The organism is Micromonospora fulviviridis (genome assembly GCF_014648395.1).
Classification (GTDB): domain Bacteria; phylum Actinomycetota; class Actinomycetes; order Mycobacteriales; family Micromonosporaceae; genus Micromonospora; species Micromonospora fulviviridis.
The window spans coordinates 194,501-215,157 of record NZ_BMRA01000010.1; the positions used below are offsets into that span (position 1 = coordinate 194,501).

Consider the following 20,657-nt stretch of genomic DNA (forward strand, 5'->3'; position numbering starts at 1 on the left):
AAACGAAACCCGTTGGCCGGTCCAGCCGGGCGGCGCTCCCACCGGTAGTGGTGGTGGTGCCCGGTCATCGAACCCCGGGCCGGGGCCGTTGACCAGCACCGCGGAGCGTCCGGGTCCCTGATCACCCGCCGAGCGGGCGGATCGCGTCGATCGTCCGGCAGGTCAGCCGGCGGCCGGCATGGAGAACGGCGCCGTCCGGGCGGACGACGGCGGCGCGAGCAGCGCCTGACGCCAACCACCGGCGCAGTTCGCTGCCCGGCCGGGCGACGACGACAACCACCCCGCGCCGTTCGATGTCGGCACGTTGTGCGGCGGACGGCTCGACGGACGTGACGATCGCGAACCGGCCGGCGGCCAGGTCGTCGAAACGCCGGTCGCCGTCGATGATCGCGTTCGGGCACAGCCCGCCGGCGAGGCCGCGGCGCAGGCGCGGCCGCACCACGAGGTCGGAGCGGTGCAGCGGCGGTGTCCGGCTGTCCGTGGCCAGGTCCGTGAGGCCCGGCACGAGGTGCAGCCGCGGCGCCACGGCGCGCCGGATGACATTGCCCAACTCGCCGCCGGCCGTCATCGCCGTACCGATGAGCTTCGCCAGCTTGATCATCGCGCGGGCGTGCTGCCTGCGTTCGATCTCGTACGTGTCCAGCACGGTCTCGGCCAGGGCCCCGTCGAGCACGCCGGCGAGCTTCCAGGCCAGGTTCATGGCGTCGCGCAGCCCGGCACACATGCCCTGGCCGATGAACGGTGGGGTGAGGTGGGCGGCGTCGCCGAGCAGGAACATCCGCCGGTCGCGCCACCGGTCGGCCACCTGCGCGCGGAAGGTGTACTCGGCGACGCGGATGATCTCCAGCTCCACGGCGGGGATGTCCCCGGTCCACCGGGAGATCAACGGATGCAGGCGGCCCATGTCGCGGTAGTCGTCGGGGGTCTCGCCGGGCGTCAGCTGGAACTCCCAGCGGTAGCGGGTGTTCCCGATTCGCATGTAGGTGCCGGCGCGGGCCGGATCGGAGAGCTGGTGCACGCCCTCCCACTGCCCGAGGTCGGCCTCGGTGGCCACGTCGATGACGAGCCAGCGTTGCGTGAAGCCCAGGTCCTGCATGGTGGCGCCGATCGAGGCCCTGGTCAGGCTGTTGGCGCCGTCGCATCCCAGGACGTACGCGGCCCGGACCGACTCGTGCTCGCCCGTGGCGGTGTCGGTGAGGTCGACGCGGACTCCGCCGGCGTCCTGGGTCAGCGCGGTGACCTCGGCGTTGCCACGAAGGGTGACGCCGCCGTATCGCTCGAGATTTCGGCGGAGGATCGTCTCCAGCTCCGGTTGGTCGAACATGCTCCCCTGGGGGTAGCCGTGCCGGCCCTGCGCGACGTCGCGCCGGAACTCGGCCAGCACCCGCATGTTCCGGTCGAGCAGGCGCAGACCCAGGTGCGGCCGGGAGATCGCGGCGAACTCGTCGCGCAGCCCGAGCCGCGCCAGGATGCGGTGGACCTCGTCGTCCAGGGCGACGGCCCGGGGCTGCGGGTAGATCGACTCCCAGCGGTCGAGGACCAGGCACTCGACGCCGTACTGGGCGAGCAGCGTCGCGGCCGTGAGCCCGGTGGGGCCCGCGCCGACGATGACCACGGGAGCCGTCCTCATCGGGCCGCCACGAGGTGGAGGGTGAGGTAGGCGGCGACGAGGAGTCCGCAGACGACCGCCGGGGCGTACCTGCGCGGGCCGTCACCCTTGCGCAGGTGGACGACGACGGCCCCGCCGAGCAGGAGCAGCAACCCGGCGCCGGCCAGGGTGCCGATCAACGGCACGATCAGGCCGATGAGCAGCCCGATCGCTCCGGCCGCCTCGAGCAGGCCGATGCGGCGGTACGCGGCGACGGAGAAACCGGCCTCGGCGGCCAGCTCGCGCATGGGTTGCACGGCCAGGATCTTGGCCGTGCCGAGGGCGAGGAAGATCAGGGCGAGCAGTACCGCCAGGATGCCGGCAGCGAGCGTCATGACACAACCACCAATCGCCATTCGATGGCGTAACGGCCCAGGATCGCCCTGACGGCCGCCTCCTGGACAGAGGGATGAATCTTCACCGTGGCCACGACGGAGCTGCTCTCGATCGAGGCCTGGATGTCCTGTACTCCGGCGATCTGGTCGAGCGCGGCACGGAGTTCCTCGCGGACCGCGTCCGTCCGGAGGGCGAGCTTGTAGAGCTTGCCCACCGCGGTGACGGGCAGTTCGTCGAGGACGGTCACGGTCCTGGGCGCCGCGGTGCGGTCGGGCACCCGATCGCTCGCCCAGTCGCGCAGCTCCGTCTCCGTGACGGTGGCGCCGGGCAGAAGGGTGACGTAGCCGACGGGTACCTCGCCGGCGTGGGCGTCGGGGCGCCCGACCGCGCTGGCGGCCATGACCTGCGGGTGGGACAGCAGCGCGTCCTCGACGACGGCGGGATCGATGTTGTGCCCGCCGCGGATGATGAGGTCCTTGGCCCGGCCCGTGAGGTAGATGAAGCCGTCGTCGTCGATGCGGGCGAGGTCACCGGTGTCCAGCCAGCCGTCGACCAGCTTGCCAAGCCCATCCAGGACCGGGCCGTCGTCGTTCCGGTCGACGACGTAGCCGGGGAAGACCGTCGGACCGCTGATCGCCAGCACGCCGGTCTCGCCCACGGGCACGTCCTCCCAGGTTCCGTCCACGGCGACCACCCGAACCCGCTGATAGGGCAGGCGCTGGCCGACCGAGCCCGGCCGCGGCGCATCGGCGAAGCCGCGCGCGCTGGCGCAGGTGGCCTCGGTGAGCCCGTAACCTTCGATGAGGGCTGCACCGGTGTGGGCCTGGAAGCCGTCCCGGACCGCGGCGGGCAGCGGCGAGGCGCCCACCATCGGATACCGCAGGCTGCTGATGTCGGCGTCGACCGGGCACCGCGCCAGCGTCGCGTACACGGTGGGCACGGCACTCATGGCGCCGATCCGGTAGTGCTCGACGAGCTTCCAGAACGCGCCGTACAGTGCCGGGTCGCGGTAGCCGAGTGGACCCGCCCACACCACCGCCTGCCCCTTGAACAGGGGCGCGAGCAGGGTGACCACGAGCGCGTTCACGTGGAACAGCGGAAGAGCCGCGAAGACCACGGTCTCCCGGTCGAACAGCGCGCTGGCGGCCAGCATCCACGCGTCGGTGACCTCGTTGGCGTGGGTGTGCGCGGCGAGTTTCGGGGCGCCGGTCGTGCCGCCGGTGTGGAACATCGCGGCCAGGTCGGCTGACCGGGGCAGGTCACCGTGGAAGGCGGAGGAATCCATGGCCGCGGCGAGTTCACCGAGGTAGCCGGCACGTACGCCGTCGATGGCGGGCAGCGGCTCCGGGGCGCCCGCCGCGCCGGTGGGCCGGAGCACGACGATCGCGTCGAGCAGTCCGTCACGGGCCAACGACCGCGCGGTGTGCCACGTCTCCGGCGCGAGGTCGGGCCCGGCCGTGACCAGCACGCGGGCGCCGGAGCGCCGGAGGAGTTCGGCGAGGTGTTCCCGCGACAGGCCGCCGCCCAGGGGCGCCGCGATTCCGGCGAGCTGCGCGGCCAGCGTGGCGGTGATCAGCTCGGCGCAGTTGGGTGCCATCAGGGCGACCGCGTCATCCCGCCGCACCCCGAGCTCGTGGAACAGGTTCGCGCACCGGTGGACGTCGGCCAGGAGTTCGGCGAAGGTACGGCCCAGCGGCTCACGCCAGTGGGCGGCGTCCCGCAGCACACTGATCGCCGTCCGGTCCGGCCAGCGCGTCGCCGCCCGCGCGAGCAGCGCGTACGTCGACTCGGGCAGGCCCCGCGCCGCCAGCGGCACGGCCTCGACAGCGGCCAGGTCGGCGGGCGTGGCGTAGTCCGGCCACAGCAGGGGGCCGGTCATTCGGCGTACCTCACGACCGTGCGCTGCCGGCCCAGATCGATCGCGCCGTCGTCGGTGGCGATGGCGGCCTCGACGACATCGCCGTCCTTGAGATACCTGGGGTTGCGGGCCTGACCCTTGAAGAACATCTTCCACTTCACCGCGGGCGGCAGCAGCGACACGAGGAACATGACCGGCTTCGGCGGCGCGCTCAGGGCGGTTCCGACAGGCGTGCCGGTCAGCAGCAGGTCACCCGGGTCGAGCCGCTGGAAGCGGGTCAGCGCCCGCAGCGCCCGGGCCGGGCGGTAGATCATGTCGGCGACGGTCATGTCCTGCCGGAGCTCGCCGTTGACCCACAGCTTCAGCCGGAGGTCGGCGAACCGCTTGAGTTCGTCGGCGTCGAGCAGCACCAGCGCGGGGCCGACCGGGGTGAAGGTCGGGTAGGACTTGCCCTCGTAGAACTGGGTCTTGGGCAGCTGCACGTCGCGTGCCGAGATGTCGTTGGTGACCACCAGGCCAGCGACGTACTCCGCGAGGTTGTCATCGGTGACGGTCGTGCCGACCGGCATCTCGCGGCCGAAGACCAGGCCGATCTCCACCTCGTAGTCGAGCAGACGCACATGGGCGGGGCGGACCACGTCGGCGAACGGCCCACTGATCGAGCCCGAGGTCTTGCGGAAGAAGGTCAAGGGGGTGGTTGCGGGATCTCCGCCGCTGTCCTTGACGTGCGAGGCGAAGTTCGTCATCTGGGCGACGACGCGGCAGGGCGCCGTCACCGGGGAGACCAGGGCGAGGTCGTCGACCGGTACCGTCTCGCCGCTCGTCGCGGCCACGGCGATCGCCGGCCGGTCGGCCAGCAGTTCGGCGGTGGTGGTGGCGCTGGTGTGCACCCTGGCGGCGCCGGTGGGGGTGAGCACCCACCAGGCGTCGGCGGTGCGCAGGACAGAGGTGCTCATGAGGTGAACGCTTTCATCAGGCCGCGGAGGCGGTGGAGGTCGAATTCGTTGTCCTCGCGCAGCGCGCCGATGACCGCGCGCAGCTCGCGAAGTGCTTCCCGGCCGGGTCTCATGCCGAGAAAGTCCTTGGTGGCCGGCGGACCCCACTGGGCGAGCGCGGAGGCGGCCATCGGCGCCCAGCCCGGCTCGAGCGAGCAGTCGAACAGGTCGCCGTCGGTGAAGTGCTCCACCAGGAAGCCGTCCGGGTCGCGCCAGTAGTCGAAGATCTGGCTGCCCTGGATGTGCCGGCCGATTCCCCAGGACCGTCGATAGCCCCGGTCGAGGAGGTGCTCCCCTCCGGCGGCCAGGCAGTCGAGGTCCGGGACCTGGTAGGCCGAGTGCACGTACCGGTTGGCCGGGCCGAGGGTCATCGCGAGCGTGTGGTGGTCGGTGGGCGTGCTGCCGCGGTCGCAGCGGATGAAGCTCATGACCGGACCGCGCTCGCGCTGTGCCTGGTGGTAGAGGAAGTCGCTGACGATCAGGCCCAGGTGTTCGAGGTACCAGTTGAGCGTTTCGAGGTATCTGGTGGTCTGCAGCACGAGGTGACCGAGTCGCTGCACCCTGGCCGGCTCGCGCGGCGGCCGCTGGGTGGCGTTCACCCGCGCCACGTCCGGCCCGACGTTGAGCGTCAGGGGCTGCTGTGTGGGCAGTGCGGGAAGCTCGTGTGTGTCCGCGACCACGCGGACCTGCGCCCCGCTCGGGTCGGCCAGATCCACCGTCACCCCGCCGAGGCTCTCCGGCAGACCGGTGATCGTCCGCCCGGTCGCCTCCGCGAGGCGCAGCACGTCGTTCGGCTCGGCGGCCCTGAAGGCGGGGCCGACGAACCGCGAACGGGGCCCCCGGCGGATGAGCACGCAGGGCGAGCCCGGATCGGTGCCCCGCAGGTGCAGCTCATCCCGGGTGCGCAGCGACGTCGTGAAGCCGAAGGCCTGAGCGAACAGCTGGGCCCGCTCCAGATCGGGCTTCTGGAACTCCAGCCAGGCCAGGTCGTGCACCTTGACGATCGGGTTGCGGGCACGCCCCGGGTGCTCGCCCGGCAGCCCACCCTGCTCGCTGTGCAGACCCGTGTGCGGGTCCTGCCGGTCGATCATGTCCGGCTCCTTTCAAGCTTCTGACGAAATCGTCACTGACGAGTTTAGCGTCAGTCAAGAGCGGGTGACGATTCCGTCATGTCTGATGCTGGTCGCGGTAAGGTGGGCCGGAGACCGGAGAGGTGAGCAGGCATGGCGCAGCAGACAGGGCACGCCCCGAACCGCCTGGAACGGCGCAAAGCGCATACCCGTCTCGCGCTCGTGCGCGCGGCCCAGGCATTCCTGGCCGCCGGCAAGCTCAACGTCCCGATCCTGGAGCTCACCCAGGCCGCGGACGTGGGGATGGGGTCGTTCTACAACCACTTCGACAGCCGGGAGCAGCTCTTCCGCGCCGCCGTCGAGGACGCCCTCGAGCGCCACGGCGCGCTGCTCGACGAGCTGACCGTGGGGCTGGACGACCCGGCACAGGTCTTCGCGCAGAGCTTCCGGCTGACCGGACGCCTCCACCGCCGCAGTCCCGAGCTGAGCAAGGTCCTGCTCAACAACGGCCTGGCCCTGGCGGGTTCGGACAAGGGACTCGCACCGCGGGCCCGGCGCGACATCGAGGACGCCGTCCGCGCGGGCCGGTTCAGCGTGCGCGACCCCGAGCTGGCGACGGTGATCGTCGCCGGCGCCGCACTGTGCCTCGGGCAACTGCTGCACGACCACCCCGAACGTGACGACGCCGCCGCCACGGACCAGGTCACGGAGGACGTGCTGCGCATGCTCGGCCTCGCGGCCGACGAGGCCCACGAGATCTGCCAGCGCCCGTTGCCCGACCTGGATGGCCGTCGCCCGTAGGCGATGTTCGTCCGCCCGTGCAGCTTGCTCCTAGGACGTGGCCGCCTCGCGCACCATCTGGTTGGCCGTCGCCGGCTCGTACCCGGTCGACCGCAGCAGGTCGCTCGCCAGCGTGCGAAGCTGGATCACCAGGGCGTCCGCGAACGGCTTGGCGCCCCTCTGGTACCCCTGACCGGCCAGGCGGGCGCAGTCCAGTACCGCAGCGCGGGTCTTGTCGAACGGCCCACCCGTTCGTGCCTCTCGCGGCAGCAGCTGGATCGCCGCGGCGAGCCTCTCCACGGCGGCGGGTAGTTCCTCCGGCACCGGCTCGCCGTATTGGAGCGTGGTCGCGGCCCAGCGGGCCAGGGCCTGGCACCCGAGGGTCATTCGATCGATGTGCTGGATGCCGTGCCGGTAGTGCTCGACATCGGTCCGGCGCTTCCACCGCGCCGGCGCGATGGTCGTCACCTCCTCGGCGCCGGCCAGGGCCTCGTGCATCCGGGTGACGTCGGGCTCCATCCCGCCGAACCGGTCCAGCGCCCGCACCGCGCGTTCCGGGTCACGCTGGGCGAGTGCGTGTGCAACCTCCCGGAGTTGCGTGTGGAGGGTAGCGGCGACCGGTGCGACAGCCCGCTCAAGAATGCGCATCGGGTTGATCGGTAGCAGCAACGCCACCACCACCAGCCCGACGGCACCGCCCACTCCCGCGTCGACGATGCGCTGCCATTCGAGTCCCTGCTCTACGTGGGAGAACGTGGCGATCAGCACAGCGGTACTGCCCGCCTGAGCGACCAGCGCACCGCTGCGCCCGGTCATCAACAGGGCGACGGCGATGGACAGCATGACCACCAGGCCGATCTGCCAGGGCCCGAACCCGATGGAGCGGATCAGAAGATCACTGACGAGCAGGCCCAGCCCCACGCCCAGCATCATCTCGGCGGTGCGTAGGGCGCGCTGCCCGAGCGCGGCGACGATCGTGCCGACGGCCGCGCTGGGCGCGAAGATCGGCGCGGGGCGCCCCAGGACGTCGTGCGCCAGCCCCCAGGACAACGTCGCGGCAAGCCCACATTGAGCGGCGACGAGCAGGATGATCGTGAACAGCCGCAGCCTCAGCCGGCCTGCCTCGCCACCGCGGCGCCGGGCCCGCGCCGCCAAGGCCTTGGCATGCTCGGTCGCGGCGCCGGGACGAGTCAGGTCTCGCCGGTCAGCGGCCATGGCGCGGGTTACCCGACCCGCCCCTCACAAACCTCCGACCCCTCCTGTCGCTGCCCAGAGCGATCGTCCGACGCGGCCACGCCACACCGGTCAGGACGAGTGCGGCGGCGGTGAGGTACGTGCCAGCGAAGCTCGGGCCCGCCCGGCACGAGGGTGCCGAACACGATCGGCACGCAGCGAACCAGAGATGCCGCGGGTGACCGGAGAGGCGGCACTCACATCAGCGGGGCCGGTGGCTCGGGCTCTCGCCTCCGGGCACGCCGCGCGTCCGCGACAGCGATCCCGCACAGCACCGCGGTGGCGCCGGCACCCGCGACCAGCGGAGCAGCATGCCACACGGCCGGGACCAGCAGGCCGAGGGCGAGGAGCCCGATCAGCCGTGACAGGGAGATCCGGCCGAAGACCTGCAGCTCGAAGGGAGCCCGCCCGAGCAGGAAGAGTGCCGGACCGCCGAGGATCGCCACGAGCCAGTTCGGTTCCGGTCGCCCGGTGGGACCGTCGATGTACAGCTCGAAGCCGACGCCGGCGAGGACGACGCCGGAGACCATGACCAGATGACTCAGGGCGGCCGCCACGGACTGCCGGGTCGGATCCCGGGCGGCGGCGATGGCCAGCGGCAGGATCAGGCCGGCGCGGTAGAAGTAGATGCGCCACAGCTGCACGATGCCGACGAAGGCCAGCGCGAACCCCACCCCGTGGAAGAAGGTGAGGTCGCTGTCGGAGAACGCCCGGCCGGACACGAAGACGGCCTCACCCAGGCTGATCAGAAAGATCTGCTGCAATCGCTCGGCCAGGTGCTTGCCCGCGACCTGTCTGCCGGCCCATTGACTGAAGCCCACCACGAACCCGGGGAACTCGATGGCCAGCGCAAGTGTCCAGAGCCCGCCCCGCAGGAGCGGGCTGTGCACCAGCGCCCCGGCGAGCCACGGAATGCTGCTCCCGGCGAGCGACAGGAGGCCCGGTAGCGCCGAGCCGCCGGTCCTGACCCGTTTGACCGAGAGGTAGAGCAGCACGCGGCTGGTCCGGACCGCGACCCAGGCGCCGGCGAAGAGCAGAGCTCGTCCCTCGAACCCCTGCGGGACCGAAACGGCCATCACGGTGGCACCGGCCATCGAGGAGAACACGATGAACTGACCCGGCGGCGAATCCGGATGCACCCGGCTGGTCAGCGCGGCAGTCGTCTGCCACATGAACCAGAGCCCCAGGAACAGCAGCAGGGTCTCGGCGAACTCGCCGAACCCGAGGCCCCCGGCGTGAAAGTCGTCCAGGAGCCGCAGGCTGATGCGATTCAGCGCGAACACGAAGACGAGATCGAAGAACAGCTCCAGGATCGTCGCCCGGTGCCAGGTGGTCTCTTCCCGTACGCGCCGCGCGCGGTCCGGCTCATCCATCCGTCATCAGTCCGGATCGCCGCCGCGGGCACGCACGGCGTTCGCCTGCCTCGGCAATCCCACACCTCGAGCCAGGAACACGAGGCGGAGTATCCGGGGCGGAACGCGATAAACCTGCCGGTCACGACGCCCCCGTCGGCCGTTGGCCCCGGATTCCACCGACGCCGGGGCCGCCTCGGTGGCGTTCAGCGCGGCGGCGCCGACGCTCGCAGCAGGTCACGGCAGCGGCGATGGCCAACCCGGACGTCGGCCACGTCGGTGGCCGGTGGGGCCGTGCCGTCGACGGTCATGGGGGTGTTCCCTCCGGTCGGGAGTTGCGACCGGCTGTTATCGCTAACAACACCCGTCGACGTGCGGTGTGAGCGGCGGTGGTCCGGAGATCCCGAGGTGTGCGGGCGCGCGCCGAATGCACATGCAACAAGGCCGTCAACGTTGCCAGATCGTTTCCCGGCATTCAAGGGCTAAGGCGTCGGTCGATGCGATTCCGTCTCGTGCTGGATCTGGAACATTGCGACTTGACGACGACAATGTTATCGCTCACAGTCGATGAACGAGGACGGCGATGCCAGTGGCTCACCGGGCAGGCCCGCATCGTCCGGCCTTGGTTCAGGCGCGGGCTCGGACACGCGGGCGACCCGCCAGCGCTGACAAACCCGGCGTGTGCGTCCAGCCGTGCGTCGCGGTGCGCCCGTCGCCGGGTGGACCGTTCGGCTCTTGGTCATAGGAGGAGGATCATGTCTGCCTTGGGTAGGTCTCCATCGGTCGCGCCGCCGTCGCGGCGGCGAAGGTGGTTGCCGCGGGTCGTCGCCGCTGCCGTGACGGCGGTGGTGGTCGGCGGTGCCGCCGCGGTGGCGGTCTCGACGCCCGCCGCCGCGGCGACGGTCGACACGAGCGCCTGGTACGTGTTGGTCAACCGCAACAGTGGCAAGGCCTTGGACGTGTACAACCTGGCCACGAATGACGGCGCACGGATCGTGCAGTGGTCGCGGAACAACGGCAACCAGCAGCAGTGGCAGTTCGTGGACTCGGGCGGTGGCTACTACCGGCTGCGGTCGCGGCTGTCCGGCAAGGTGCTGGACGTCTACAACTGGTCGACCGCCAACGGCGCCAACATCGTGCAGTGGACCGACGGCAATCAGGCCAACCAGCAGTTCCGGCTGGCCGACTCCGACAGCGGTTACGTCCGATTGATCAACCGGAACAGCAACAAGGTGGTGGAGGTGCAGGGCGCCTCGACCGCCGACGGCGGGAGCATCGTGCAGTAGAACGACTGGAACGGCGCCAACCAGCAGTGGCAGCTCGTCCGGGTCGACGGTGGGGGTACCCCCACCACGCCGCCGCCGACCGGCTCGTGCACTCTTCCGTCGACGTACCGCTGGTCGTCGACGGGCGCGCTGGCGAACCCGAGGTCGGGGTGGGTCTCGCTCAAGGACTTCACCCACGTCGTGTACAACGGCCGGCACCTGGTCTACGCCACGACGCACGACACCGGGACGTCGTGGGGTTCGATGAACTTCAGCCCGTTCACGAACTGGTCCGACATGGCCTCGGCCAGCCAGAACGCGATGCCCTTCTCCGCTGTCGCGCCGACGCTGTTCTACTTCGCCCCGAAGAACATCTGGGTGCTCGCCTACCAGTGGGGCGGCACCGCGTTCTCCTACCGGACGTCCAGCGACCCCACCAACGTGAACGGGTGGTCGTCGCAGCAGACGCTCTTCTCCGGAAGCATCTCGGGCTCCGGTACGGGACCCATCGACCAGACGCTCATCGGTGACAGCACGAACATGTACCTGTTCTTCGCCGGCGACAACGGCAAGATCTACCGGGCCAGCATGCCCATCGGGAACTTCCCGGGCACCTTCGGCACGTCATCGACGGTGATCATGAGCGACTCGACCAACAACCTCTTCGAGGGAGTCCAGGTCTACAAGGTCCAGGGCCAGAACCAGTACCTCATGCTGGTCGAGGCGATCGGCTCCCAGGGCCGCTACTTCCGCTCGTTCACGGCCAGCAGCCTGGGCGGCACCTGGACGCCGCAGGCCGCGAGCGAGGGCAATCCCTTCGCCGGCAAGGCCAACAGCGGCGCCACCTGGACCAACGACATCAGCCACGGCGACCTGGTGCGCAACAACCCCGATCAGACCATGACGATCGATCCCTGCAACCTTCAGCTGCTCTACCAGGGACGTGCCCCGAACTCCGGCGGCGACTACGGCCTCCTGCCGTACCGGCCGGGTGTGCTGACGCTGCAGCGCTAGTGGCGTGACGCGGGTCCGGCCCGGGTGCTCGTGGCTCCCCGGCAACGGCGGGTGCGGGATCGGATCGGCGTTCCCACGGCTCGCGGGCAGGATCGGATGGAACGGGAGCGGGCGGGCTCGGCGTACGGCCGAGCCCGCCCGGCCGTACGGGCCCGGGGCGGATCTGCGGGGGAGGGGGGCGACCGTGCCGCGTCGGCCAGCGGGGGAGGCGCTGCCTCGACGGGCGGGACGGGGCCCCGGGCGTACACTGGCGCTGGTCTTGTGCCGTGCTGCCGCGGGTGCTCGGCCAGGGCGGGGCAGGGCTGCGGATGGTGCCTCCAGCCGCTCCGGCGTCGACCGCCGGAGCGCGGCCGGGGCTTGGCGGGGAGGGTGAGGGCCGTGCGGGGTCCCGCGATGACGGATGTGGCCCGCCTTGCCGGGGTCTCCCATCAGACCGTGTCGCGGGTGCTCAACGGGCACCCCAACGTCCGCGAGCAGACCCGGCTGCGGGTGCAGGCGGCGATCGCCGAACTGGGCTACCGGCCCAACCGGGCCGCTCGCGCGCTGGTGACCGGCCGGTCACAGGTCATCGGCGTGGTCGCGCAGAACACCACCCTGTACGGCCCGGCGTCGTTGCTGGCGGCGCTGGAGCAGACCGCCGCCGAGGAGGGCTTCGCCGTCACCGTGGGCAGCGTGCGGGACCTGGACCGGGTTTCCATCTCCGAGGCGGTGGAGCGGCACCTGGCACACCGGGTGGCCGGAATCGTCGTCATCGCCCCCGTCGAGTCCGCCGGTGAGGCGCTGGAGCACCTGCCGAAGGATGTTCCCCTGGTGACGGTCGACGGTGACCCGCGCCGCCCGGTGCCGCTGGTGACGGTGGACCAGGTGGCGGGGGCGCGGGATGCCACGCAGCATCTGTTGGAGGCCGGTCACCGCACGGTGTGGCACGTGTCCGGGCCGGCCGACTGGTTCGACAGCGCCGGGCGGATCGAGGGCTGGCGGGAGGCGCTGCGGTCGGCGGGTGTCGAGGTGCCTCCGCTGGTGCCGGGGGACTGGTCGGCGGCGTCGGGCTACCGGTGCGGGCAGATGTTGGCGCGGATGCCCGAGGTCACCGCGATCTTCACGGCCAACGACCACCTCGCGCTGGGTGTGCTGCGGGCGCTGCACGAGTACGGCCGCCGGGTGCCGGACGAGATCAGTGTGGTGGGCTTCGACGACGTGCCGGAGGCGGCGTACTTCATCCCGCCGTTGACGACCGTCCGGCCGGACTTCGCCGCGGTGGCCCAGGCCAGCCTCGACCTGTTGCTCGCGCAGATCGAGTCGGGTGCGGTGGGCGAGTCGCGGCAGACCGTCGCGCCGACTCTCATCTCCCGGCAGAGCGTCGCCGCCCCGCCGCGCTGACGCGGTCGCAGCCGTAGGCCGCGCCGGATCCGCAGCCCGCCACGCCGCGCCGTGCCGCAGCCCGAGGCGACCGACCCGACCGAGCGGCACCAGTTGTGACCGTTCACAGCGGTGACCTGGCCAGGCTCCGTACCGGAGCCACCGCGCGTGGTCGGGTGAGGCCGACACGCTCGGTGCGCCACGGTGCGCAGCTCGCGCCGGGCGGGTCCGCCGGGCCGCCCGTGGCGGATCGAAACCGCTGCGGCGACGAGCGTGCAGGTTAGCGCTAACAGACCCTCCGGCCGGCCGCCGTCGCCGTGACAGTCCCAGAAGGACTGGCGAGACGAATCGATGGGTGTGAACGTTAACACCCAATCATCGCAGCGGCTCGACCCGATCGTGGCGCCCCGCTGGGGTCGGTAGCCGCCCTGTTACGGACCTGTTGCGATCGCATCTTGACCGACGCCGATGTGAGCGCTAACAATGTGAGCCACGGCACGCGGAGGTGGAGATGACGGGTGTGGACGGACGGGGGGACCGGTACGTCGTCGGGGTCGACTTCGGAACACTGTCGGGCAGGGCGCTGGTGGTCCGGGTCGGTGACGGGGCGGAACTCGGCACCGCGGTCCACGAGTACCGGCACGGGGTGATGGAGTCCAGGCTCCCGGACGGGGTGCCACTCCCGCCCGACTGGGCCCTGCAGGACCCCGAGGACTACCGGGACGTGCTGCGCCAAGCGGTGCCCGCCGCCGTGGCCGCCGCGGGCATCGACCCGGCCCGGGTGATCGGCGTCGCCACCGACTTCACCGCCTGCACCGTCCTGCCCACACTGGTGGACGGCACCCCGCTCTGCGAGGTGCCGGAGCTGCGGAGCCGGCCGCACGCCTGGGTGAAGCTGTGGAAACACCACGCGGGGCAGCCGCACGCCGACCGGATCAACGCCCTCGCGCACGAGCGCCGCGAGCCCTGGCTCGACCGGTACGGGGGGAAGATATCCGCCGAGTGGCAGTTCGCGAAGGGCCTGCAGATCCTCGACGAGGATCCGGAGGTCTACCGGCGCGCCGCGCGGTTCGTCGAGGCGGCCGACTGGATCGTCTGGCAGCTGTGCGGGGTGGAGACCCGCAACATCTGCACCGCCGGCTACAAGGGCATCCGGCAGGACGGCCGGTACCCGTCCCGGGAGTTCCTGGCGGCACTGGACCCGGGGTTCGCCGACTTCGTGGCCAAGCTGGACGGTCCGTTGCTGCCGATGGGCGCCCGGGCCGGCGCCCTGACGGTCCAGGCCGCGGCCTGGACCGGGCTGCCCGAGGGCATCGCGGTCGCGGCCGGCAACGTCGACGCCCACGTCACCGCCGCCTCCGCGCAGGCCCTGGTGCCCGGCCACCTGGTCGCCATCATGGGCACCTCCACCTGCCACGTGGTCAACGGCGCCGCGTTGGCGGAGGTGCCCGGCATGTGCGGCGTCGTCGAGGGTGGACTCAGCCCCGGAGCCTGGGGGTACGAGGCCGGTCAGAGCGGCGTCGGCGACATCTTCGGCTGGTTCGTCGAGCACGCCGCCCCGGCCGGTGCGGACTCGCACGAGCGGCTCTCCGAGTTGGCCGCGGCGCAGCCGGTTGGCGCACACGGGCTGATCGCGCTGGACTGGTGGAACGGCAACCGCTCGTTGCTGGTCAACCACGACCTGAGCGGTCTCGTCGTGGGGCTGACGCTGGCCACCCGCCCGGCGGACGTCTACCGCGCGCTGCTGGAGGCGACGGCCTACGGCACCCGCATGATCATCGAAGCGTTCGTCGCGGCGGGGGTGCCGGTCCGGGAACTGGTGGTCGCGGGCGGCCTGACCGCCAACCGGCTGCTCATGCAGATCTACAGCGACGTCACCAACCGCCCGTTGAGCCTCATCGGGTCGGCCCAGGGACCCGCGTTGGGGTCGGCGATCCACGCCGCGGTCGCCGCCGGGGCGTACCCGGACGTGTACGCGGCCTCCGCGGCGATGGGCCGGGTGGACCGCGACGCGTACCGGCCGGATCCCGAGCGGGCGCGGGCCTACGACGCGCTCTACGCCGAGTACCGGTCCCTGCACGACCACTTCGGTCGCGGCGGCGACGACGTCATGTCCCGCCTGCGCGCGATCCGCAACGCCGCCCTCGACCGATCGGCGGCACGGGCCACGACGCCGCTGGAGGTGGTCGCATGAGTGCCGAGCCCGGTCAGCAGATCCGGCGGCTCCGGGAGAGCGTCGCCCGGCTGCACGCCGAACTCACCCGCTACCGGTTGGTCGCCTGGACGGCGGGGAACGTCTCCGCCCGGGTGCCCGGCCACGACCTCATGGTGATCAAGCCGAGCGGCGTGGACTACGACGACCTCGCGCCGGAGAACATGGTCGTGTGCGACCTCGACGGTGTCGTGGTCGAGGGCGACCTCGCGCCGTCCAGCGACACCGCCGCCCACGCCTACGTCTACCGGGCGCTGCCCGAGGTGGGCGGGGTGGTGCACACCCACAGCACGTACGCGACCGCCTGGGCGGCCCGCGGGGAGCCGATCCCCTGCCACCTCACCGCGCAGGCCGACGAGTTCGGCGGCGAGATCCCGGTCGGCCCGTTCGCCCTGATCGGCGGCGACGACATCGGCAAGGGGATCGTGGAGACCCTCGCCGGGCACCGCTCGCCGGCCGTGCTCATGCGCAACCACGGCGTGTTCACCATCGGCCGGGACGCCCGGGCAGCGGTGAAGGCCGCGGTGATGTGCGAGGACATCGCCCGCACCGCGCACCTGGCCCGCGCGCTCGGCGAGCCGCTGCCGATGGCGGCGGTCGACGTCGACGCTCTGCACGACCGCTACCAGAACGTCTACGGACAGCGACCCCCCTCACCCGCGAGCCCCTGACGGCCGCCCCGATCGCGCGGCGCCCCCGACCCGGGCCGTCCGCGTCGCACCACCCCCGGACACCACCACCAACGCAGCGGCGTGCCGCTCGCGGAACGCTCACCCCGAGGAGATAGCGGTGAAGAGAATGAGGACCCACCTGCCGTCCCGGAAGGCCATCGCGGTGCTCACCGCCGCGCTGCTCGCCACCGGCATGGCGGCCTGCGGCAACAGCGACACGGGTGACAAGGGCGACGACGGCAAGATCACGCTGGGCTTCTCCCAGGTGGGCGCGGAGAGCGGCTGGCGTACGGCGAACACCACCTCGATCAAGGAGGCCGCGACGGGGGCCGGGATCGACCTGAAGTTCGACGACGCGCAGCAGAAGCAGGAGAACCAGATCAAGGCCATCCGCAACTTCATCCAGCAGAAGGTCGACGTGATCGCCTTCTCGCCGGTGGTGGAGTCCGGGTGGGACACCGTGCTCAAGGAGGCCAAGGACGCCAAGATCCCGGTGATCCTGACCGACCGGTCGGTCGACTCGGCCGACAAGTCCCTGTACAAGACGTTCCTCGGATCGGACTTCGTGAAGGAGGGCCGGCTCGCGGGGGAGTGGCTGGTGGAGCAGAAGAAGGCCGCCGGCGGCCCGGTCAACATCGTCGAGCTGCAGGGCACGACCGGCTCGGCGCCGGCGAACGACCGGAAGAAGGGCTTCGCCGAGGCGATCGCGGCCAACCCGAACCTCAAGATCATCGCCTCGCAGTCCGGTGACTTCACCCGGGCGGGCGGCAAGCAGGTGATGGAGCAGTTCCTCAAGGCCAACCCGAAGATCGACGTGCTGTTCGCGCACAACGACGACATGGGCCTCGGCGCGCTGGAGGCGATCACCGCGGCCGGGAAGGTGCCCGGCAAGGACATCACCATCATCACCGTCGACGCGGTCAAGGACGGCATGCAGGCCCTCGCCGACGGCAAGTTCAACTTCATCGCCGAGTGCAGCCCGCTGCTCGGTCCTCAGCTGATGGACCTGGTCAAGAAGGTGCACAACGGCGAGCAGGTCCCGGCCCGGATCGAGACCCAGGAGACGACCTTCACCCAGGAGCAGGCCAAGGAGGCGCTGCCCAACCGCAAGTACTGACCGGACCACGGGGGCCGACGCCCCCGGCATCCGATGCGGCGGCCGGGCCTCGGGCCCGGCCGCCGCGCCGGCCCCACCGACCCGGGCCCGCGTGCCCTCTCACCCCACTCAGGAAAGGTCCGGTGGCATGACAGGCAGCCATCCAGTCCTGACAATGACGGGAATCAGCAAGTCCTTTCCCGGCGTACGCGCGCTCGACAACGTGGCCTTCCGCCTCTTCCCCGGCGAGGTGCACGCCCTGATGGGCGAGAACGGCGCCGGCAAGTCGACCCTCATCAAGGTGCTGACCGGTGTCTACGGCACCGACGAGGGCACCGTCACGCTCGGCGGCGAGCAGGTGTCGTTCACCGGCCCGATGCAGGCCACCGCCGCCGGGGTGAGCACCGTCTACCAGGAGGTCAACCTCTGCACCAACCTCTCGGTGGCGGAGAACATCTTCATCGGCCGGGAACCCCGCCGGCTCGGCGCGGTCCGGTGGAGCGAGATGCGTCGCCGGGCCCGGAGCCTCCTCGCCCGGCTCGACCTGGACATCGACGTCAACGCGCAGCTCGGCAGCTACTCGCTGGCCGTCCAGCAGATGGTGGCGATCGCCCGTGCCATCGACATCGAGGCCCGGGTCCTGGTCCTGGACGAGCCGACCTCCAGTCTCGACGCCGGTGAGGTCGCGCAGCTGTTCCGGGTCATGCGGCAACTGCGCGACGACGGCATCGCGATCCTGTTCGTCACCCACTTCCTCGACCAGGTCTACGGCATCGCCGACCGGATCACCGTCCTCCGCAACGGCCAGCTCGTCGGCGAGTACGCGACGAGCGAGCTTCCCCAGCTCGGCCTGGTGGAGAAGATGATCGGCAAGGAGTTGCGCGTGCTGGAGCGACTCGACGAGCACCCCCGGCACGACCCCGCCGACCGGGCGGAGGGCACGCCGCTGCTGGACGCCCGCGAGCTGGGACGCCGCTCCGCCGTGGCGCCGTTCAGCCTGACCATCCACGAGGGGGAGGTGGTCGGCCTCGCCGGCCTGCTCGGCTCGGGCCGTACCGAGGTGGCGCGGCTGCTGTTCGGCGCCGACCGCGCCGACCACGGCAGCGTCCGGGTGCACGGCTCACCCACGTCGCTGCGTACGCCGGTGGCCGCCATCGCCCGCGGCATCGGCTTCTGCTCGGAGAACCGGCGAGCCGAGGGCGTCATCGCCGAGCTGTCCGTGCGGGAGAACATCATCCTCGCCCTGCAGGCCGCCCGGGGCTGGCTCCGCCCCGTTCCCCGCCGCCGCCAGGACGAACTGGTCGAGCGGTACGTGCGGGCCCTGAGCATCCGGCCGGCGGACCCCGACATCCCGGTGGGCAACCTGTCCGGCGGCAACCAGCAGAAGGTGCTGCTCGCCCGCTGGCTCATCACGGAGCCTCGCCTGCTGATCCTCGACGAGCCGACCCGGGGCATCGACATCGGCGCGAAGACCGAGATCCAGCGGCTGGTCGCCCAGCTCTCCGACGGCGGTATGGCGGTGCTGTTCGTCTCCGCCGAACTGGAGGAGGTGCTGCGCCTCAGCCACAGGATCGCCGTGATGCGGGACCGCGAGATGGTCACGCAACTCACCAACGACGAGAGCGTCGACGCCGACCGGATCATGCAGAGCATCGCCGCCGGCGCGGGGCAGGAGGGGATGCCGTCATGAGCAACCGGAAGGCCGGCTACCGGGCGCTGACGACGCACCGGCTCTTCTGGCCGGTCGCCGTCCTCGTCGTCATGCTGGCCGCCAACACCGTCTACCGGCCCGGCTTCCTCTCGGTGCAGATGCGGGACGGTCACCTGTACGGAAGCCTGATCGACATCCTGCGGCTCAGCGCGCCCCTGATCCTGGTCGCGCTCGGCATGACACTGGTGATCGCCACGGGCGGCATCGACCTGTCGGTCGGCTCGCTCTGCGCGATCAGCGGCGCCATCGCCTGCCTGCACATCAGCCGGCAGCCCGACCAGAACGACCTCGGCGGCGTGTTGACCGCGCTGGCCCTGGGCCTGGGGGTGGCCCTGGTGCTCGGCGCCTGGAACGGGGTGCTGGTCGCCGTCATCGGCATCCAGCCGATCATCGCCACGCTGATCCTCATGGTCGCCGGGCGGGGCCTGGCCCAGCTGATCACCGAGGGGCAGATCCTGACCATCAACTCCGGGCCGTACAAGGCGATCGGCGTCGGTCACCTGCTGACCCTGCCGCTGGCGATCTTCCTCGCCCTCGCCGCCGCGACGGTCGTCGCCGTGGTGACCCGGCGGACCGCCCTCGGCCTGATGATCGAGTCCGTCGGCGGCAACGCCAGGGCCAGCCGCCTGGCCGGCATCCGGTCCGGGCGGATCACCTTCCTCGTCTACGTGATCAGCGCGGCCTGCGCCGCGGTCGCCGGGTTCATGATGACGGCCAACGTGTCCAGCGCCGACGGCAACGCCGCCGGCCTCTGGGTCGAACTCGACGCCATCCTCGCCGTCGTCATCGGCGGCACGTCGCTCGCCGGTGGCCGGTTCTCGCTCAGCGGCACCATCCTCGGCGCGCTGCTCATCCAGACCCTCACCACCACGGTGTACGCCATGAACATCTCGCCCCAGACCTCGCTGCTGTTCAAGGCGGTCGTGGTCATCGCGGTCTGCCTGATCCAGGCGCCGGGCTTCCGGGCCCGGTTCGCCCGACGCCGAGCCCCGGCGGCCGCCCCCGCCCCCGTGAGCGAGCAGCCGAAGGAGCAGGTGCCGGCATGACAACCCTGTCCCTGATGGCCACCCGCACCTGGTCGCGGCTGCCCCGGCGGCACGTCCCGGTCCTGGCCACGCTCGTTCTGCTGCTGGTCCTGTACGGCGTCGGGGTGTCCCAGTACCGCGCGTTCTCCAACGTCCAGGTCGTCTTCAACGTCTTCATCGACAACGGTTTCCTGCTCGTCGTCGCGGTCGGCATGACCTTCGTGATCCTCACCGGCGGGATCGACCTCTCCGTCGGCTCGGTCGTCGCCATGACCGCGATGGTGTCGGCGTTCCTGCTGAGGGAGGGGCTGCCGGCGGCGCTGGTGCTGCTCACCGCGCTGCTCATCGGGCCGACGCTCGGCTTCCTCATGGGCTGTGTGATCCACTTCTTCGACATCCAGCCGTTCATCGTCACCCTCGCCGGGATGTTCCTCGCCCGCGGCATGTGCACCTTCATCAGCGGCTCGTCCATCCCGATCACCGACGGGTTCTGGACGCGCATGTCGCAGGAACGGATCGGTGACCCCAGCGGCAACTTCGTGTCGATCAGCGTGCTCGTCGCCTTCGTGGTGGTCGCCGTCGCCGCGTACACGCTGGCGTACACCCGGCTGGGCCGCAACGTGTACGCCATCGGCGGCAACCCGCAGTCCGCGCTGCTGATGGGGCTTCCGGTGGGGCGGACCCGGATCGCCGTCTACACCATCAGCGGCCTCTGCGCGGCGATCGGCGGCATCCTGCTGTCCTTCTACACGCTCTCCGGCGCCCCGCTGATCGCCGTGGGCATGGAACTCGACGTCATCGCCGCCGTGGTCATCGGCGGGACCGTGCTCACCGGCGGCTCCGGCTACGTCTTCGGCACCGTGCTCGGGGTGCTGGTCCTCGGGGTCATCCAGACGCTGATCACCTTCGACGGCAGCCTCAACTCCTGGTGGACCAAGATCGTGATCGGCGGCCTGCTCTTCGCGTTCATCCTGCTCCAACGTCTGATCGGAATCCGCTACAAGTGACCGACCACCTCGCGGAAGGCAACTC

The 20,657-nt window shown here is 71.1% G+C and carries 15 protein-coding genes and 1 pseudogene; 9 read left to right on the forward strand and 7 right to left on the reverse strand.

Annotated elements, in window-relative coordinates; translation table 11 throughout:
• Positions 1 to 121: 121 nt before the first annotated feature.
• From mhpA to IEY96_RS24965, 5 genes are read right to left on the reverse strand one after another with little or no spacing between them, the layout of a single operon-like run.
• Positions 122 to 1,630 (reverse strand): bifunctional 3-(3-hydroxy-phenyl)propionate/3-hydroxycinnamic acid hydroxylase MhpA, encoded by a 1,509-nt coding sequence (gene mhpA, locus IEY96_RS24945; RefSeq protein WP_189197249.1) that lies wholly within the window; start codon positions 1,628 to 1,630, stop codon positions 122 to 124.
• Positions 1,627 to 1,983, reverse strand: a complete 357-nt coding sequence (locus IEY96_RS24950) for a DoxX family protein (protein WP_189197250.1) — start codon at positions 1,981 to 1,983, stop codon at positions 1,627 to 1,629. Before IEY96_RS24950 ends, mhpA begins: the two co-directional genes overlap by 4 nt.
• Positions 1,980 to 3,863, reverse strand: a complete 1,884-nt coding sequence (locus IEY96_RS24955; protein ID WP_189197251.1) for an acyl-CoA synthetase — start codon at positions 3,861 to 3,863, stop codon at positions 1,980 to 1,982. The genes IEY96_RS24950 and IEY96_RS24955 overlap by 4 nt, the downstream gene beginning before the upstream one ends.
• Positions 3,860 to 4,798 (reverse strand): fumarylacetoacetate hydrolase family protein, encoded by a 939-nt coding sequence (locus IEY96_RS24960; RefSeq protein ID WP_189197252.1) that lies wholly within the window; start codon positions 4,796 to 4,798, stop codon positions 3,860 to 3,862. Before IEY96_RS24960 ends, IEY96_RS24955 begins: the two co-directional genes overlap by 4 nt.
• Entirely contained in the window at positions 4,795 to 5,928 is a 1,134-nt protein-coding gene (locus IEY96_RS24965; RefSeq protein WP_189197253.1) for a VOC family protein, read from the reverse strand. Before IEY96_RS24965 ends, IEY96_RS24960 begins: the two co-directional genes overlap by 4 nt.
• A gap of 132 nt (positions 5,929 to 6,060) precedes the next feature.
• On the opposite strand from IEY96_RS24965, the gene IEY96_RS24970 reads away from it, so the two are divergent.
• A complete protein-coding gene (locus tag IEY96_RS24970) occupies positions 6,061 to 6,708 on the forward strand; it encodes a TetR/AcrR family transcriptional regulator (RefSeq protein WP_189197254.1) in 648 nt (215 codons plus the stop codon).
• 30 nt (positions 6,709 to 6,738) lie between these two features.
• On the opposite strand, the gene IEY96_RS24975 is transcribed toward IEY96_RS24970, so the two are convergent.
• The gene (locus IEY96_RS24975; RefSeq protein ID WP_229791873.1) at positions 6,739 to 7,902 is read right to left on the reverse strand and encodes an FUSC family protein; all 1,164 of its coding nucleotides are present in this window, start codon (positions 7,900 to 7,902) and stop codon (positions 6,739 to 6,741) included.
• 215 nt (positions 7,903 to 8,117) lie between these two features.
• Positions 8,118 to 9,293 carry a low temperature requirement protein A gene (locus IEY96_RS24980; RefSeq protein WP_189197255.1) on the reverse strand — a complete coding sequence of 392 codons (1,176 nt, stop codon included), beginning with the start codon at positions 9,291 to 9,293 and terminating at the stop codon, positions 8,118 to 8,120.
• 734 nt (positions 9,294 to 10,027) lie between these two features.
• Between IEY96_RS24980 and IEY96_RS24985 the strand changes: the two are divergent.
• The 8 genes and pseudogenes from IEY96_RS24985 (at position 10,028) to yjfF (ending at position 20,632) form a co-directional block, all read left to right on the forward strand.
• Positions 10,028 to 11,551 (forward strand): annotated as a pseudogene (locus IEY96_RS24985) (non-reducing end alpha-L-arabinofuranosidase family hydrolase).
• A gap of 393 nt (positions 11,552 to 11,944) precedes the next feature.
• Complete coding sequence (locus IEY96_RS24990; RefSeq protein WP_189197256.1) at positions 11,945 to 12,931, forward strand: LacI family DNA-binding transcriptional regulator; 987 nt, start codon at positions 11,945 to 11,947, stop codon at positions 12,929 to 12,931.
• Between the two features lie 490 nt (positions 12,932 to 13,421).
• Complete coding sequence (araB, locus tag IEY96_RS24995; protein WP_189197257.1) at positions 13,422 to 15,104, forward strand: ribulokinase; 1,683 nt, start codon at positions 13,422 to 13,424, stop codon at positions 15,102 to 15,104.
• Positions 15,101 to 15,793 carry an L-ribulose-5-phosphate 4-epimerase gene (locus IEY96_RS25000; protein WP_189197258.1) on the forward strand — a complete coding sequence of 231 codons (693 nt, stop codon included), beginning with the start codon at positions 15,101 to 15,103 and terminating at the stop codon, positions 15,791 to 15,793. The genes araB and IEY96_RS25000 overlap by 4 nt, the downstream gene beginning before the upstream one ends.
• A gap of 127 nt (positions 15,794 to 15,920) precedes the next feature.
• The gene (locus IEY96_RS25005; protein ID WP_189197342.1) at positions 15,921 to 16,910 is read left to right on the forward strand and encodes an ABC transporter substrate-binding protein; all 990 of its coding nucleotides are present in this window, start codon (positions 15,921 to 15,923) and stop codon (positions 16,908 to 16,910) included.
• A 127-nt stretch (positions 16,911 to 17,037) separates the two neighbouring features.
• Complete coding sequence (locus IEY96_RS25010) at positions 17,038 to 18,579, forward strand: sugar ABC transporter ATP-binding protein (protein WP_189197259.1); 1,542 nt, start codon at positions 17,038 to 17,040, stop codon at positions 18,577 to 18,579.
• Complete coding sequence (locus IEY96_RS25015) at positions 18,576 to 19,646, forward strand: ABC transporter permease (RefSeq protein ID WP_189197260.1); 1,071 nt, start codon at positions 18,576 to 18,578, stop codon at positions 19,644 to 19,646. The genes IEY96_RS25010 and IEY96_RS25015 overlap by 4 nt, the downstream gene beginning before the upstream one ends.
• Entirely contained in the window at positions 19,643 to 20,632 is a 990-nt protein-coding gene (gene yjfF / locus IEY96_RS25020; RefSeq protein ID WP_189197261.1) for a galactofuranose ABC transporter, permease protein YjfF, read from the forward strand. Before IEY96_RS25015 ends, yjfF begins: the two co-directional genes overlap by 4 nt.
• The last annotated feature ends 25 nt before the right edge of the window (positions 20,633 to 20,657 follow it).

What these genes read in the sequence shown, in the direction of transcription:
- araB (WP_189197257.1), top strand. Translation starts at nt 13,422, where the DNA reads ATGACGGGTGTGGACGGACGGGGGGACCGGTACGTCGTCGGGGTCGAC.
- IEY96_RS24980 (WP_189197255.1), bottom strand. Translation starts at nt 9,293, where the DNA reads ATGGATGAGCCGGACCGCGCGCGGCGCGTACGGGAAGAGACCACCTGG.
- IEY96_RS24970 (WP_189197254.1), top strand. Translation starts at nt 6,061, where the DNA reads ATGGCGCAGCAGACAGGGCACGCCCCGAACCGCCTGGAACGGCGCAAA.
- mhpA (WP_189197249.1), bottom strand. Translation starts at nt 1,630, where the DNA reads ATGAGGACGGCTCCCGTGGTCATCGTCGGCGCGGGCCCCACCGGGCTC.
- IEY96_RS25000 (WP_189197258.1), top strand. Translation starts at nt 15,101, where the DNA reads ATGAGTGCCGAGCCCGGTCAGCAGATCCGGCGGCTCCGGGAGAGCGTC.
- yjfF (WP_189197261.1), top strand. Translation starts at nt 19,643, where the DNA reads ATGACAACCCTGTCCCTGATGGCCACCCGCACCTGGTCGCGGCTGCCC.
- IEY96_RS24950 (WP_189197250.1), bottom strand. Translation starts at nt 1,983, where the DNA reads ATGACGCTCGCTGCCGGCATCCTGGCGGTACTGCTCGCCCTGATCTTC.
- IEY96_RS25010 (WP_189197259.1), top strand. Translation starts at nt 17,038, where the DNA reads ATGACAGGCAGCCATCCAGTCCTGACAATGACGGGAATCAGCAAGTCC.
- IEY96_RS24965 (WP_189197253.1), bottom strand. Translation starts at nt 5,928, where the DNA reads ATGATCGACCGGCAGGACCCGCACACGGGTCTGCACAGCGAGCAGGGT.
- IEY96_RS24975 (WP_229791873.1), bottom strand. Translation starts at nt 7,902, where the DNA reads ATGGCCGCTGACCGGCGAGACCTGACTCGTCCCGGCGCCGCGACCGAG.
- IEY96_RS24960 (WP_189197252.1), bottom strand. Translation starts at nt 4,798, where the DNA reads ATGAGCACCTCTGTCCTGCGCACCGCCGACGCCTGGTGGGTGCTCACC.
- IEY96_RS24990 (WP_189197256.1), top strand. Translation starts at nt 11,945, where the DNA reads ATGACGGATGTGGCCCGCCTTGCCGGGGTCTCCCATCAGACCGTGTCG.
- IEY96_RS25005 (WP_189197342.1), top strand. Translation starts at nt 15,921, where the DNA reads ATGAGGACCCACCTGCCGTCCCGGAAGGCCATCGCGGTGCTCACCGCC.
- IEY96_RS25015 (WP_189197260.1), top strand. Translation starts at nt 18,576, where the DNA reads ATGAGCAACCGGAAGGCCGGCTACCGGGCGCTGACGACGCACCGGCTC.
- IEY96_RS24955 (WP_189197251.1), bottom strand. Translation starts at nt 3,863, where the DNA reads ATGACCGGCCCCCTGCTGTGGCCGGACTACGCCACGCCCGCCGACCTG.